We start from the raw sequence: 12955 nt of genomic DNA on the forward strand, positions 1-12955 counted from the left end.
AATGGCTCAAGAAATTAAAACTACAAGTTCACAACAAGATTTTATGCCCTTGCTTCCTCTCAGGGATGTCGTTGTTTATCCTCATCTTGTGATTCCTCTTTTTGTCGGCCGAGCAAAATCTGTAAAAGCACTTGAAATTGCATCTGATAAAGATAAGAAAATAATTTTAGTGGCGCAAAAGTCTGCAAGTAAAGATGAGCCTGATGCAAAAGATCTTTATGAATATGGAACGGTAGCGTCTATCCTTCAGATGCTGAAATTACCTGATGGTACCGTCAAAGTTTTGGTTGAAGGTTTAAATCGTGTAAAAATTAAGGAAGTGATTGATCAGGAAGCTTGTTTTGTGGCATGTTTTGACGAAATAAACATTCCCGAGCCCAAAGATAAAGAATCATTAGCATTAATGAGAACTGTATTTTCACAGTTTGATCAATACGTTAAATTAAACAAAAAAATTCCTCCTGAGATTTTAACGTCTCTTGCTGCCATTACTGATCCTGGTAGATTAGCAGATATGATTGCAGCGCATCTAACTTTAAAGCTAGAAGAAAAGCAAACGATTTTAGAAACATTAAAAATTAAAAATCGCTTGGATCATCTTTTAAAGATTATGGAATCTGAAATTGATATTCTTCAGGTAGAAAAAAGAATTCGTGGTCGTGTTAAACGACAGATGGAAAAAAGTCAAAGAGAGTATTACCTCAACGAACAAGTTAAAGCTATCCAGAAAGAACTTGGTGAACAGGATGAGGGCGCTGATTTAGATGAACTTGAAAAACGAATTCAAGAAGCAGGCATGTCAAAAGAGGCTCTTGATAAAGCTACATCTGAGTTTAAAAAATTAAAAATGATGTCGCCTATGTCTGCAGAAGCTTCGGTAGTAAGAAATTACATTGATACATTAATTGGTTTGCCATGGCAGAAAAAAACTAAAATCAGTCGTGAATTAGCCCTTGCGGAGAAGATTTTAGATGAAGACCATTATGGCCTTGAAAAAGTTAAGGAACGTATTATAGAGTATTTGGCGGTTCAACAAAGAGTTGATAAATTAAAGGCACCTATTTTATGTTTGGTTGGGCCTCCAGGCGTAGGCAAAACTTCTTTAGGTCAAAGTATTGCAAAAGCTGTTAACCGCAAATTTATTCGTATGGCTCTCGGTGGGGTACGAGATGAGTCTGAAATTCGTGGACATCGAAGAACTTATATTGGCTCCATGCCAGGTAAAGTTTTACAAAGTATGAGCAAAGTAGGAGTTACTAACCCATTATTTTTGCTAGATGAAGTTGATAAAATGGGTCAAGACTACCGAGGTGATCCAGCTTCAGCACTTTTAGAGGTTTTAGACCCCGAACAAAATCATACTTTTACAGATCATTATGTTGAAGTTGAATACGATTTGTCTGATGTGATGTTTGTGGCGACTGCCAACTCAATGAATATCCCCGAACCACTTTTGGATCGTATGGAGATTATTCGCTTATCAGGTTATACAGAGGCTGAAAAGCTTAATATAGCGATGCAATATTTACTTCCCAAACAGCTCAAGATGCACGGCCTAAAAAAATCTGAGATAAGTATTACCGCTAAAGTGGTCAGGGAAATTATTCAATTTTATTCTAGAGAAGCTGGTGTTAGAAAACTTGAGCAAGAAATCGCTAAAATTTGCAGAAAAGCTGTGAAGGAATTGCTTAGCAAAAAGTCACTTAAAAAAGTCATTGTGAATAGCAAAAATCTTGAATCTTATCTCGGGGTGAAAGTATTTGATATTGGCCTTGCCTCCAAAAAGAATCAAATAGGACAAGTTACTGGCCTGGCTTGGACTCAAGTCGGAGGTGAATTATTGACTATTGAAGCTGTCGTTTTGCCGGGCAAAGGAAAAACAATCATTACAGGCAAATTAGGCGACGTCATGCAGGAGTCTATTCATGCCGCGATGAGCGTTGTAAGAAGCCGAGCTAAGAAATTAGGCATCGCTGAGAATTTCTATGAAAAAAACGATATTCATATCCACTTACCCGAAGGCGCTACACCCAAAGACGGCCCAAGCGCTGGTATAGGGATTACCTCCGCGATTGTTTCTGCTTTAACTAATATTTCAGTCAGGGCTGATGTTGCTATGACAGGAGAAATAACATTAAGGGGTGAAGTTTTGCCGATTGGCGGGCTTAAAGAAAAGCTTCTTGCAGCTCATAGAGGCGGTATTAAAACCGTCCTGATTCCGGAGCAAAATGTAAAAGATTTGACTGAAATTTCTGATGAAGTTAAAAATGCCTTGGAAATTCATCCTGTTCGTTGGATTGATGAAGTTTTAGAGCTTACTTTGACTAAAATGCCCAAGAGTGCAGCTGCTAAGGACCAAAAATCTGTGCCTGTACCCCATAAAAAACTCCCTAATATTATAAAAAGCATCACACATTAGCGTAAACCTAGCGTTGGTAAGGACTATGTTGTAAAATAGCGGCCTTACTAACGAGTGTGCATGGGTGCTTAGCTCAGTTGGTAGAGCGTCGCCCTTACAAGGCGAATGTCGGCGGTTCGACCCCGTCAGCACCCACCAATTTTAGTAACAAGTTTTGGAGTGGTAGTTCAGTTGGTTAGAATACCGGCCTGTCACGCCGGGGGTCGCGGGTTCGAGTCCCGTCCACTCCGCCAACATTATTAAGGCGAATCCAAAGATTCGCCTTTTTATTCACTCAGTAAGAACTTTTTGGTAGTTTTTTTTATCAATTAGCTTAAATGATATTAGGATAAATTCAATGTTAGAAAAATTTAGAAGTTACGCTCAAACTAAAGCTGCAAAAATTATTTTAGCGCTCATTCTGGTTCCTTTTGCATTATTTGGAATTGACTCTTATCTAAATCAAGCTGGCAATAATCTAAGCATTGCAAAAGTTAATGGCTATAAAATTGCTCTGCCAGAATACAATCGCGCAATTGAAAATGTGCGTAATCGTATAATGAGTGAGGGTAAAAAAGTTGATCCCGCAATGTTCGATTCATTTGAATTTAAAGAGTCGGTAATCGACGGCCTTATCACAAAACAACTACTTAATAATGATATTAAAAAATCTCAATTTAGAATTACTGACCAACAATTAAGCCAATACATAATTGGTATGCCTGAATTTCAGAAAGATGGAAAATTTTCACAAGAGATTTACGATAAAGTATTGCAAAACAATCAGCTTACACCTAAAAAATTTGAAGAGAGCATTAGAAATGATTTGCTTATTCAGCAAGTGCGTGATGGCCTTCAAAAACTTACATTCATTCCACCAAATAATTTAGCAGAAACTTTAAAAGCAACATCTCAACAAAGAGAAATAAGCATCGCTGAATTTAAAACTAAAGAATATATGACAAAGGCAAATATTGCTGAAAAAGATATGCAAGCTTTTTACGATCAAAATAAATCTAAATTTTTAGCGCCAGAACAAGTAAAAGCTGAGTTTGTTGTATTTTCATTAGCAAACATTCTTCCAACTATTAATGTTACAGAAGACGAAATAAAATCTTTTTATAAAGCAAATGCTGATAAATATCAAAACCAACAGCAAAGAGAAGCGAGCCATATTTTGATTGCTGCATCTAAAAATGCTCCGCCAGCAGAAAAAGCAAAGGCAAAAGCAAAAGCTGAAGATGTTTTGAATCAGGTTCGAAAAAATCCTAAACAATTTGAAGAGTTAGCAACAAAATACTCTCAAGATCCAGAATCTGCTAAAAAAGGTGGTGACTTGGGATCTTTTAGTCGCGGAATGATGGTTAAACCTTTTGATGATGCAGTTTTCTCAATGAAAGTTAATGAGATTAGCAATATTGTTGAATCCGATTTTGGTTATCACATTATAAAACTTACTAAGATTATTGGTGAAGGCGGCGGATTTGATGCAATGAGACCACAAATTAAAGCTGAATTAATCTACCAAAAAGGACAAGAAAAATTTGCAGCTCTTGCCGAAGAATTTAGCAATAAAGTTTATGAGCAATCATCTAGCCTCGATGCAGTATCAAAAAGATTTAATTTGCCCATTCAAAAAACTGATTGGATTAGTCGTAAAGATTCAGATAAATTTTTCAAAAATGAAGCATTGATGAGTGCTTTATATTCAAAAGAATCTATTAAGGACCATCGAAACACTGAAGCAATTGAAGTAACTCCTAATAACTTAATTTCTGCTCGTGTTGTAGATTACAAAGCACAATCTACAAAGCCATTTGCTGATGTTAGAAAAAATATTGAAGATTATCTAAAATTTGAATCTGCAAAGAAAATGGTTGCTAGCGAAGGGGAGGCAGCCTTAAAGTTTCTCACTGACGCTTCACGTAAGATCGATTGGCAGCCAGCAACACTAGTTGATCGAAAAAATACTAAAGGCTTAAGTGATGCTGTCGTTAATCATGCATATAAAATGCCTACTGATAAGTTGCCCAGTTATAGCGGTTTTATAGATGGTAATAATGGGTATGTTATTGTTAAAGTTAATAAGGTGTCATTTCCAAACGACAGCAATGAAGAAAATAAACAAGCATTTGCATCAGATTACTCAGAAGCATTATCGGCTGAGTATTTAAGTGCTTATTTGAAAGGTTTGAAAGCGAAGGCGAGTGTATCGGTCAATCAAAATTTCTTTGAAACTTCACAAAAGAACTAGTCGATTGAGCCTGCAGCAGTAATATTCATACCGCCATCCACGTAGGTAATTTCACCTGTAATGCCTGATGCAAGATCGCTACATAAAAAAGCTGCTGCATTTCCAACTTCCTCAATCGTAACGTTGCGCCTCAAGGCGGCATGTTTTTCATTAAAGCCAATCATGCGATCAAAGTCGGCGATACCTGATGCTGCAAGTGTTTTAATTGGCCCTGCAGATACTGCATTTACTCTAATGCCCTTTGGCCCTAGACTTTGAGCCATATACCTCACGTTTGCTTCTAAACTCGCTTTAGCAAGCCCCATAACATTATAATTAGGCATCGTTCTTTCGGCGCCCAAGTAACTTAATGTAAGTAAACTCGCATGCTCACTAAGCATCGGCAATGCTGCTTTTGCTAATGCTGTAAAGCTATAAGAACTTATATCATGAGCTACTCTGAAATTTTCACGAGTTGTTGCTTCAACGAAATCACCTTTTAATGCTTCTTTTGTAACAAAGGCCAATGAATGCACGATAACATCTAATTTATCCCAATGTTTTTTTAAAAGAGGAAATAAGTTATCAATTTGCTCGTCACTTGAAACATCGCATGGTAATACAATGTTTGAATTAAAATCTTGAGCAAGTTTTTTAACGCGCTCATCGTGTTTTTCCATTTGATAGGTGAAAGCTAATTCAGCTCCTTCTCTTTTCATGGCTGAAGCAATACCATATGCAATAGAACGGTCGCTTAATAAACCAAGAATTAAAACGCGTTTACCTTTCAAAAACCCCATGTTCTATCCCTTTATTTTTTTTGATTCTTATTTTTCGGATCAAGCAAATCTCTTAATCCTTCACCGAGTAAATTATAACCTAGGACTGTAATCAAAATAGCGAGCCCTGGAAATAATGATAGCCACCATGCAAACTGAATGTATTCCTTGCCATCTGTTAGAATATTTCCCCAAGATGATTGCGGCGCTTGAACTCCAAGCCCAAGAAAACTTAATCCGGATTCAGTTAAAACCGCACTTGCGATGCCTAAAACAGAACTTACGATGATAGGTGTTAAGCTATTTGGAAGAAGGTGTTTGGAGATAAGTCTGAAATCTGAAGCACCCATCGCTTCCGCTGCTAATATATACTCTCGATTTCTAAGACTTAAAAATTCTGCGCGAACAAGACGCGTCACACCCATCCAGGAAGTTAACCCAATAACAATCATAATATTCCAAATAGATGGTGTTAAAAAAGCAATCACTGCAAGAATAAGAAAAAAAGTAGGGATTGATAACATGATATCTACAAAGCGCATGATAATTGAATCGATATAACCACGATAAAATCCAGCAATAGCACCTAAAAATGTACCAATTAAAGTAGCAATACCTACCGCGACAAAACCTACTAGAAGTGAAATTCTCGATCCATAGAGCATACGCGAAAAAACATCTCTTCCTAACCCATCAGTTCCCATCAGGTGCGAGAGAGAGGGCGGTAAAAGAATAGAATGAATATCAATGAAATTAGGATCGTAAGGTGATAACCATGGGGCGAAAATCGCTATAAAAAGCACGCTAACAATAATAATAAGCCCACTTAAAGCTAATGGATTTTGTATGATTTTTTTCAATTTGAAATGCCTCGTCTAATTCTTGGGTCTGCCCAGGCATAACCAATATCTGCGATTAAATTCCCAAATAACGTTAAAACCGATCCAATCGTAAGAATTCCCATCACCACAGGAAAATCTCTCATTAATACAGCGTCAAAAAATAATTTACCCATGCCAGAAATTGCAAAAATAGATTCTCCAATTACAGAGCCCCCAATCAAACCTGGAATAGATAAGCCTATAATAGTAATAAGCGGTAGTAGTGTATTTCTTAGAGCATGTCTATAAATAACCTTATTTTCCGATAAGCCTTTGGCTCGAGCTGTGGTAATAAAATCTTGCTGAAGGACATCTAGCATTCCATTTCTCACGTAAAGAGAGATGCTTGCGAGTCCGCCTAAACATGAAATAGAAACAGGCAATATAAGATGCTTAAATAAATCTACATATTGTGCAAAATGACTCATCTTTTCAAAACCTGCACTATGAAGACCTGAAATAGGAAGCCAAGAATGCGTGACGCCAGTCCAATACATTAGTAAAAGTGCTAGCCAAAAACCCGGAACCGCAAAGCCTACAAATACAATTATAGTAATGAGCCGGTCTGGCCATCGATTTTGATTCACTGCTGAAACCACACCTAGAAAAATAGATAGCGCAAAGATGATAAGCAGCCCTATTAAATTAATCATAAGCGTTATAGGTAGTGCGTCTTGAATCATACCTTTGCTGATATTTCCTTTAGCATCTTTAGTTTCCCATAAGACGGGACGCTGATGTGAGGCGAAAGAGTTGCCAAAGTCTAGTTTAACAATACGTTTTAACCACAAACTATATTGCGTCATTAAGGGCTTATCTAGATTGTAAAGTGCCCTTAATTTTTGTCGCGACTCTTCGGATGCTTTTGGATTAAATGCAGATTCTGATGCAGTAATATCACCAGGAGCTAGATGCATAATAAAGAATGAAATAAGACTGATGCCAATTAACATTGGAATCATCCATAGTAAACGTTTAATGAGATAGTTAAGCATTTTATGGAGTTATTTCATTTCTTCTAAGTACAGACGGAATAAACCATTCATAAGAATTATACGAAATTCCAGCTGGTGGAGCAGGTGACTCAATGCCTCTAATGCGTTTATTCATGGCAGTTAAACCATATCCAGCGTAAAGATAAATTACGGGACTTTCTTTAAGTAAAATTTTTGAAAATGCATGATAAATTTTTTCTCGCTTATCAGCGTTTAATTCGGTGCGACCTTCTTCAAGAAGTTGATCAACATCTTTATTGTTATATCCAATAAAATTAAATTGACCAGGTTTTTGTTGTGAAGAATGCCAAATATTATATTGATCAGGATCGAGTGATAGGCTCCAGCCAAGAATCACCGCATCAAAATCGCCTGTTTTAATAAATTGATTTACAAAGCTTGCCCATTCAATGACTCTTATTTTTACATCAATACCGATATCCTTAAGCCTTCTTTGAATAAGTACCGCGGTCATCTCTCTTTGTTTGTTTTGATTTGTGAGAATTTCAAATGTAAAAGGCTTTCCATCTTTCTCTAGGATGCCGTCATGATTTGAATCATTAAAGCCAGCCTCATGAAGTAATTTAAGGGCTTGATTTTTATCATAAGAATAGGGGCGAAGATTTTTATCGCTCCATCGAGTCCCTGGTTTGTAGGGTGAAGCAACAGGCTCCCCTAAACCTAAAAGCACACCGTCAATTATTTCTTGCTTATCAAGTGCATAATTTATCGCTTGCCTCACCTTTATGTCATTAAATGGACTATGTTTTAGATTAAAGCCCAGGTAGGTATAGCTATTTCCAAGCTCTTTATAAAGCGCTAGCTTATTTTTTAGATCAGGTCTGGAGGGTATGACTCGAGCAAATTGAATAGGATTAATATTCATAAGATCAATATTGTCAGCAATCAATTCTAAAAATTGAGAAGATGTATCAGGAATAAATCTTGAAGTCAGTTGATTTATATTAGGTTCACCCATCACTGAAGAAGGACTGGCTTCCAAAGTTAATTTTTCTCCATTTATCCATTGAGTTAATTTGTAGTAACTGGATCCAGTTGGCTTTCTAGAGAAAAATGTCTGATTGATATCCTCATCTTTGAGGATATGCTTTGGTAGAATTTGAAGAGATGCCCAGCTATCCAAGGCAGGTGCGTATGCTTTTGTATAATGAATTCGAAATGTATAAGGGTCGGGAGCTTCAGCTTCATCAACTAATTTATAGTCTGACCCATAAGGAGTTCTCGTTTTTTCGTCTGTAACAAGCTTCCAAGTATAAAGAACGTCTTCGCTAGTTAAGGAATGACCATCAGCCCATTTAAGATTTCTTTTCAAATAAAAAGTAATTGTTTTTTGGTCGTCAGAAATTGTCCATTTATCGGCTAATTCAGGCGCTAGCTCTAAATTTTTATCATATTTAATAAGTTTATTAAAAATATTGCCTGAGATTGCTGATGAGGCCGAATCCCCTGCAATCATTGAAATAAGATTACTTGGCTCTCCAGACATTGCATCAATTAGCATTCCACCTTTTTCACTATGAAAAGAGCCTTCGTAATTGTAGACAGTTTCCTTCTTGCTGCTGCACGAAGTTAAGTTAAACAAAAATAAAAATAAGAATATATATTTTGAAAACATAAAGTTGTCAGTTAATTGTTTCTTTTGAGCTGCAAGGTAGATCCAATTTGAATATCTGATGCAGTAATTTGATTGATATCTTTCAATTCATCAACAGATATCCCATATTTTTTTGCAATTTTAGTAAGTGTATCCCCAGGCTTAACTTTGTATTTATTTGGGCTAACTGAAATCTCAGTTTTGCTATCTTTTTGGATTTTTGATTCATCAATATCTTGATGCGCATTTGTCTCTGTTCCCTCTTTCTTTGCTACTAGGATGATTGAAGAGGGCTTGATTAATTTTTGTGGATTTAAGTCATTTGCCTTAATGAGATCACTTTCTTCCATATCAAATTTATTTGCGATTGATTTAATTTTCTCATTACGTTTTGTTTGATAAATGTTCCACGAGACCAAAGGCTTTTCATTTTGACTAAGATTTTTCACAAAGGTATCAGCCGCATTTATAGGTAATATAAATTTTTGTGTTTTTTCATTTGTCCTAATAAGTGGTCTTCTATGCTCAGAATTTAAAAGCAAAAATTCATCATAAGAAATTTCAGCAAGATTTGCGGCAAGATCGGCATCTATAACAGTAGGCGCTTCAACATAGGTAAAATAAGGCTTATTAGGTATCGGATCTATATAAAGTCCGTATTGGCTTGGATTGGATACAATATTTTTTATGGCTTGCAGTTTCGGAACATAATCTTTAGTTTCGGCGGGTAGTTTTAGATTTGCATAGTCCGTTGGCAGACCTTTCGCTTTATTTTTAGCTATCGCTCGACTTACAGTCCCTTCTCCAGCATTATAGGCAGCCAATGCAAGATCCCAGGTACCAAATAATGCATGAAGCTTTTGAAGGTAATCAAGGGCTGCATTTGTTGCATCTACCACATTACGTCTTTTATCCTGCCACCAGTCTTGCTTTAAGCCATATAGTCTTCCTGTAGAGGGGATAAATTGCCAAATGCCTACGGCCTTACTCCTAGAGTTTGCAATTGGGTTATATGCACTTTCTATCATAGGAAGAAGCGCTATTTCTGATGGCATGCCTCTTTTTTCAACCTCTCCCACAACGTAGAAAAGATATTTCTGGCTTCGATCCATCATTCTTTCTATATACTCTGGTCGCGCCGAATACCATTTTTCATATTTTTTGGATCTTGAATTATTCTCATCTTTAATATCAAATCTAGAATAAATTCGCTGCCATAAATTAATTTCAGCCTTAATGGATTGGAAATTTTGAGACTTGTTAGTTGAGCTGGTTGGGTTGAAATTCAAAGTATTTAATTTGTTGATTTCTTGATCAGTTACATCATTTTCTAAGATACTAATTTCTTCTCCTAGAATATTTCTTTCAGCCAAAGCAATCGACATGAATGATATCGAGATACAAATACAAGCTAATAGGTGTTTAGTGAGTAACATCATTTCAATACTGATCTTTAAGATCTCTAAGCTTTTTGAATGTCTCTAAAGAATCACAATTTAGGAATGGATTTGTTCTTAACTCTTCGTCGAGCGATGATGGAACAGTAATTTTTAGTTTTGAAGTAAATTCACTTCTTAATTTTAGATTCATATCATGAGGTTTTAATGACAGAGCGAATGCAATATTTTTTTTAGTATATTCATGTGCACAATAGACTTTTGTCTCTTTCGGTAAAGCACTTATTTTTTTTAATGAGTTATACATTTGCTCATGGGTTCCATCGAATATTCTGCCGCATCCACATGCAAAAAGGGTATCACCACAGAAAAGGTTTTTCATATCGTAATATGCGATATGCCCTTGGGTATGGCCAGGAATTTCAATTATTTTATAGTTTATTTGAAGCTCAGGAATATTAATTTCATCCCCATTTTTAAGGCTTATATTGACAAAATCATATTTGTCTTTTTCTGGGGCATAGATTGTAATATCCGGATATTTTTTGTGAAGCTGCGAAACCCCGCCAATGTGATCGGCATGATGGTGTGTGATTAAAATAGCAGCTAGGCTGAGGCTCTTTCTTTTTAATACTTCGATGACTGGGTTTGCATCACCAGGGTCAATAACAATGCAATTTTGATCGTTATGAATTAACCAAATATAATTATCTTGAAAGGCTTCAATGGGCTCGATTTTAATAAATTGTTTTTCTTTGTAGCCTGTCATTTGTATTCATAGTAAAGTATTTCTATCATTATAAGATATTTTTTATGCCTAAAATTTCACCACAGGAATGGTTTAATAGCCCTTTGGGTCGATATTTAATTGCTTTAGAATATAAATATATAAACCCTGTTGTTGTTGATACATTTGGATTTTATGCGATTCAAATAGGCAATTTCGACATTGATTTTTTGGATCATTCGCGAATTCAGAACAAATTCTCGTTAAACTCGAATCAAGCTGATTTAATGACGTCGAACGAAGCCTTGCCCTTTGACGAGTCTTCGGTAGATTTGCTTATTGTTCCTCACATATTAGAGCAAATGTCCGAACCTTATGAATTACTGAAAGAGATCCATCGGGTGTTGATGCCCGAAGGGCGTCTGATAATTACAGGTTTTAATCCAACGAGCTTGTGGGGAATAAAAAGATTTTTAAGTTTTGATATTGATTACCCTTGGAATACTAAATTTATATCGCTTAGCAAAATTAGAGAGTGGCTACCTATTGTTGGGCTAGAAATGGTTGAAGGGAAAATGGGGTGTTATATTCCTCCAATTCAGCAATCATCATGGCTGAAAAAAATACAGGTTATGGAACAATTAGGCGATCGATGGTGGCCAATGTTGGGGGGATTTTATTTTCTAGTTATACAAAAGAGGGTGCATGGTATGACGCCCATTCAGCCTTTGTGGCAAAAGAAATTAATTAAGACTACAATTTATTCAGCACAAAAATCTAAAACTTATAAAGTTAAACCATGAAACCTGATATCACAATATATACAGACGGTGCTTGCAAAGGTAATCCAGGAGATGGTGGCTGGGGTGCATTATTAATTTCTGGAGCAAATGAAAAATCTATTTTTGGTGGCGAAAAGAATACTACGAATAATCGTATGGAGCTGTTGGCAGTTATTAAAGCGCTCGAAATTGTTAAACAGGCGTCTGAAATTAAAATATATACGGATTCCACTTACGTTCAAAAAGGTATTACGGAATGGATTCATGCTTGGAAGCTTAACCAGTGGAAAAATAGTAGTAAAAAAATTATCAAGAATATAGACTTATGGCAAAGGCTTGATGAGCTGGCATCTGCTCATTCAATCGAATGGCTATGGGTTAAAGGTCATGCTGGTCATGATGGCAATGAAAAGGCAGATCAACTTGCAAATCAGGGCGTTGATAGTTTATTTAAGGAGTCATGGTGAGACATATATTTTTAGATACTGAAACAACAGGCCTGTATGCAAATCAAGGGCATCGAATTATTGAAATTGCTGCAATTGAAATTATAAATCGTCGACCCACAAATAATTCTTTTCATTTTTATGTAAATCCAGATAGGGAAATAGATCCTGCGGCTCAAGAAGTGCATGGGATCACTTTAGATTTTTTACAAGACAAACCTAGATTTACGGAAATTGCTTCTGATTTTATAAAATTTGTTAAAGACGCAACGCTTATTATTCATAACGCACCATTTGATATTGGTTTTATTAATATGGAGCTTGGTTTAATCGAAAAGCCACCAATTGAAGAAGCGGTTGAAAATGTTATTGATACCTTAAAAATGGCTAAAGATATGCGGCCAGGACAACGAAATAGCTTGGATGCTTTATGTCGTTTTTATAACATCAACAATTCGCAAAGAAGTCTTCATGGGGCTTTATTAGATGCGCAACTTTTGGCCGAAGTTTATTTGGCTATGACTCGCGGACAAGAGGATCTTATGATTGATTTTCAATACAATGGGTCTGATATTGTTGGAGAAAAAAATGCCAAGCGCCCAACAAACCTTTTTATTTTAAAGGCTGATGATGAAGAACTTAAAAGTCATGAAGCTTATTTGAATAAAATGAAAGGCGAAAAGAAACTAGCTTGGTAATCAA

At 36.1% G+C, this 12955-nt stretch carries 11 protein-coding genes and 2 tRNA genes; 7 read left to right on the forward strand and 6 right to left on the reverse strand.

Features of this window, described 5'->3' with window-relative positions:
- Window position 1: 1 nt before the first annotated feature.
- From lon to FIT61_RS03075, 4 genes are all read left to right on the forward strand, one after another.
- On the forward strand, window positions 2-2419 hold the full coding sequence (gene lon / locus FIT61_RS03060) for an endopeptidase La (protein WP_139883183.1): 2418 nt from the start codon (window positions 2-4) through the stop codon (window positions 2417-2419).
- A 62-nt stretch (window positions 2420-2481) separates the two neighbouring features.
- Window positions 2482-2557 (forward strand) — tRNA-Val (locus FIT61_RS03065).
- Between the two features lie 18 nt (window positions 2558-2575).
- A tRNA-Asp gene (locus FIT61_RS03070) sits at window positions 2576-2652 on the forward strand.
- A gap of 104 nt (window positions 2653-2756) precedes the next feature.
- Window positions 2757-4652, forward strand: a complete 1896-nt coding sequence (locus tag FIT61_RS03075; protein ID WP_139883185.1) for a SurA N-terminal domain-containing protein — start codon at window positions 2757-2759, stop codon at window positions 4650-4652.
- Here the strand turns inward: FIT61_RS03075 and FIT61_RS03080 are convergent.
- Genes FIT61_RS03080 through gloB form a run of 6 tightly spaced genes read right to left on the reverse strand, consistent with a single transcriptional unit; the run spans window position 4649 to window position 11067 of the window.
- The gene (locus FIT61_RS03080) at window positions 4649-5431 is read right to left on the reverse strand and encodes an enoyl-ACP reductase FabI (protein ID WP_139883187.1); all 783 of its coding nucleotides are present in this window, start codon (window positions 5429-5431) and stop codon (window positions 4649-4651) included. The genes FIT61_RS03075 and FIT61_RS03080 overlap by 4 nt on opposite strands.
- An 11-nt stretch (window positions 5432-5442) precedes the next feature.
- Complete coding sequence (locus tag FIT61_RS03085) at window positions 5443-6270, reverse strand: ABC transporter permease (RefSeq protein ID WP_139873354.1); 828 nt, start codon at window positions 6268-6270, stop codon at window positions 5443-5445.
- Window positions 6267-7286, reverse strand: a complete 1020-nt coding sequence (locus FIT61_RS03090; RefSeq protein WP_139883189.1) for an ABC transporter permease — start codon at window positions 7284-7286, stop codon at window positions 6267-6269. The genes FIT61_RS03085 and FIT61_RS03090 overlap by 4 nt, the downstream gene beginning before the upstream one ends.
- A gap of 1 nt (window position 7287) precedes the next feature.
- Entirely contained in the window at window positions 7288-8922 is a 1635-nt protein-coding gene (locus tag FIT61_RS03095; protein ID WP_139883190.1) for a peptide-binding protein, read from the reverse strand.
- 11 nt (window positions 8923-8933) lie between these two features.
- Entirely contained in the window at window positions 8934-10286 is a 1353-nt protein-coding gene (locus FIT61_RS03100; RefSeq protein WP_187351830.1) for a transglycosylase SLT domain-containing protein, read from the reverse strand.
- Window positions 10287-10341: 55 nt separating this feature from the next.
- Window positions 10342-11067, reverse strand: coding sequence for a hydroxyacylglutathione hydrolase (gloB, locus tag FIT61_RS03105; protein ID WP_139883194.1), 726 nt, complete (start codon window positions 11065-11067; stop codon window positions 10342-10344).
- 44 nt (window positions 11068-11111) lie between these two features.
- On the opposite strand from gloB, the gene FIT61_RS03110 reads away from it, so the two are divergent.
- The 3 genes from FIT61_RS03110 to dnaQ are packed head-to-tail and all read left to right on the forward strand — an operon-like array spanning window position 11112 to window position 12951.
- Window positions 11112-11828 (forward strand): class I SAM-dependent methyltransferase, encoded by a 717-nt coding sequence (locus FIT61_RS03110; protein WP_139883196.1) that lies wholly within the window; start codon window positions 11112-11114, stop codon window positions 11826-11828.
- Window positions 11825-12274, forward strand: coding sequence for a ribonuclease HI (gene rnhA, locus FIT61_RS03115; protein ID WP_139883198.1), 450 nt, complete (start codon window positions 11825-11827; stop codon window positions 12272-12274). Before FIT61_RS03110 ends, rnhA begins: the two co-directional genes overlap by 4 nt.
- Window positions 12271-12951, forward strand: coding sequence for a DNA polymerase III subunit epsilon (gene dnaQ, locus FIT61_RS03120; RefSeq protein WP_139883927.1), 681 nt, complete (start codon window positions 12271-12273; stop codon window positions 12949-12951). The genes rnhA and dnaQ overlap by 4 nt, the downstream gene beginning before the upstream one ends.
- Window positions 12952-12955: the final 4 nt, after the last annotated feature.

Source organism: Candidatus Methylopumilus rimovensis (genome assembly GCF_006364615.1).
Classification (GTDB): domain Bacteria; phylum Pseudomonadota; class Gammaproteobacteria; order Burkholderiales; family Methylophilaceae; genus Methylopumilus; species Methylopumilus rimovensis.

Excerpts from the sequence above, each read along its gene's own strand:
- lon (WP_139883183.1), top strand. The coding sequence starts at position 2 with ATGGCTCAAGAAATTAAAACTACAAGTTCACAACAAGATTTTATGCCC.
- FIT61_RS03075 (WP_139883185.1), top strand. The coding sequence starts at position 2,757 with ATGTTAGAAAAATTTAGAAGTTACGCTCAAACTAAAGCTGCAAAAATT.
- FIT61_RS03080 (WP_139883187.1), bottom strand. The coding sequence starts at position 5,431 with ATGGGGTTTTTGAAAGGTAAACGCGTTTTAATTCTTGGTTTATTAAGC.
- FIT61_RS03090 (WP_139883189.1), bottom strand. The coding sequence starts at position 7,286 with ATGCTTAACTATCTCATTAAACGTTTACTATGGATGATTCCAATGTTA.
- FIT61_RS03095 (WP_139883190.1), bottom strand. The coding sequence starts at position 8,922 with ATGTTTTCAAAATATATATTCTTATTTTTATTTTTGTTTAACTTAACT.
- FIT61_RS03100 (WP_187351830.1), bottom strand. The coding sequence starts at position 10,286 with ATGTCGATTGCTTTGGCTGAAAGAAATATTCTAGGAGAAGAAATTAGT.
- gloB (WP_139883194.1), bottom strand. The coding sequence starts at position 11,067 with ATGACAGGCTACAAAGAAAAACAATTTATTAAAATCGAGCCCATTGAA.
- FIT61_RS03110 (WP_139883196.1), top strand. The coding sequence starts at position 11,112 with ATGCCTAAAATTTCACCACAGGAATGGTTTAATAGCCCTTTGGGTCGA.
- rnhA (WP_139883198.1), top strand. The coding sequence starts at position 11,825 with ATGAAACCTGATATCACAATATATACAGACGGTGCTTGCAAAGGTAAT.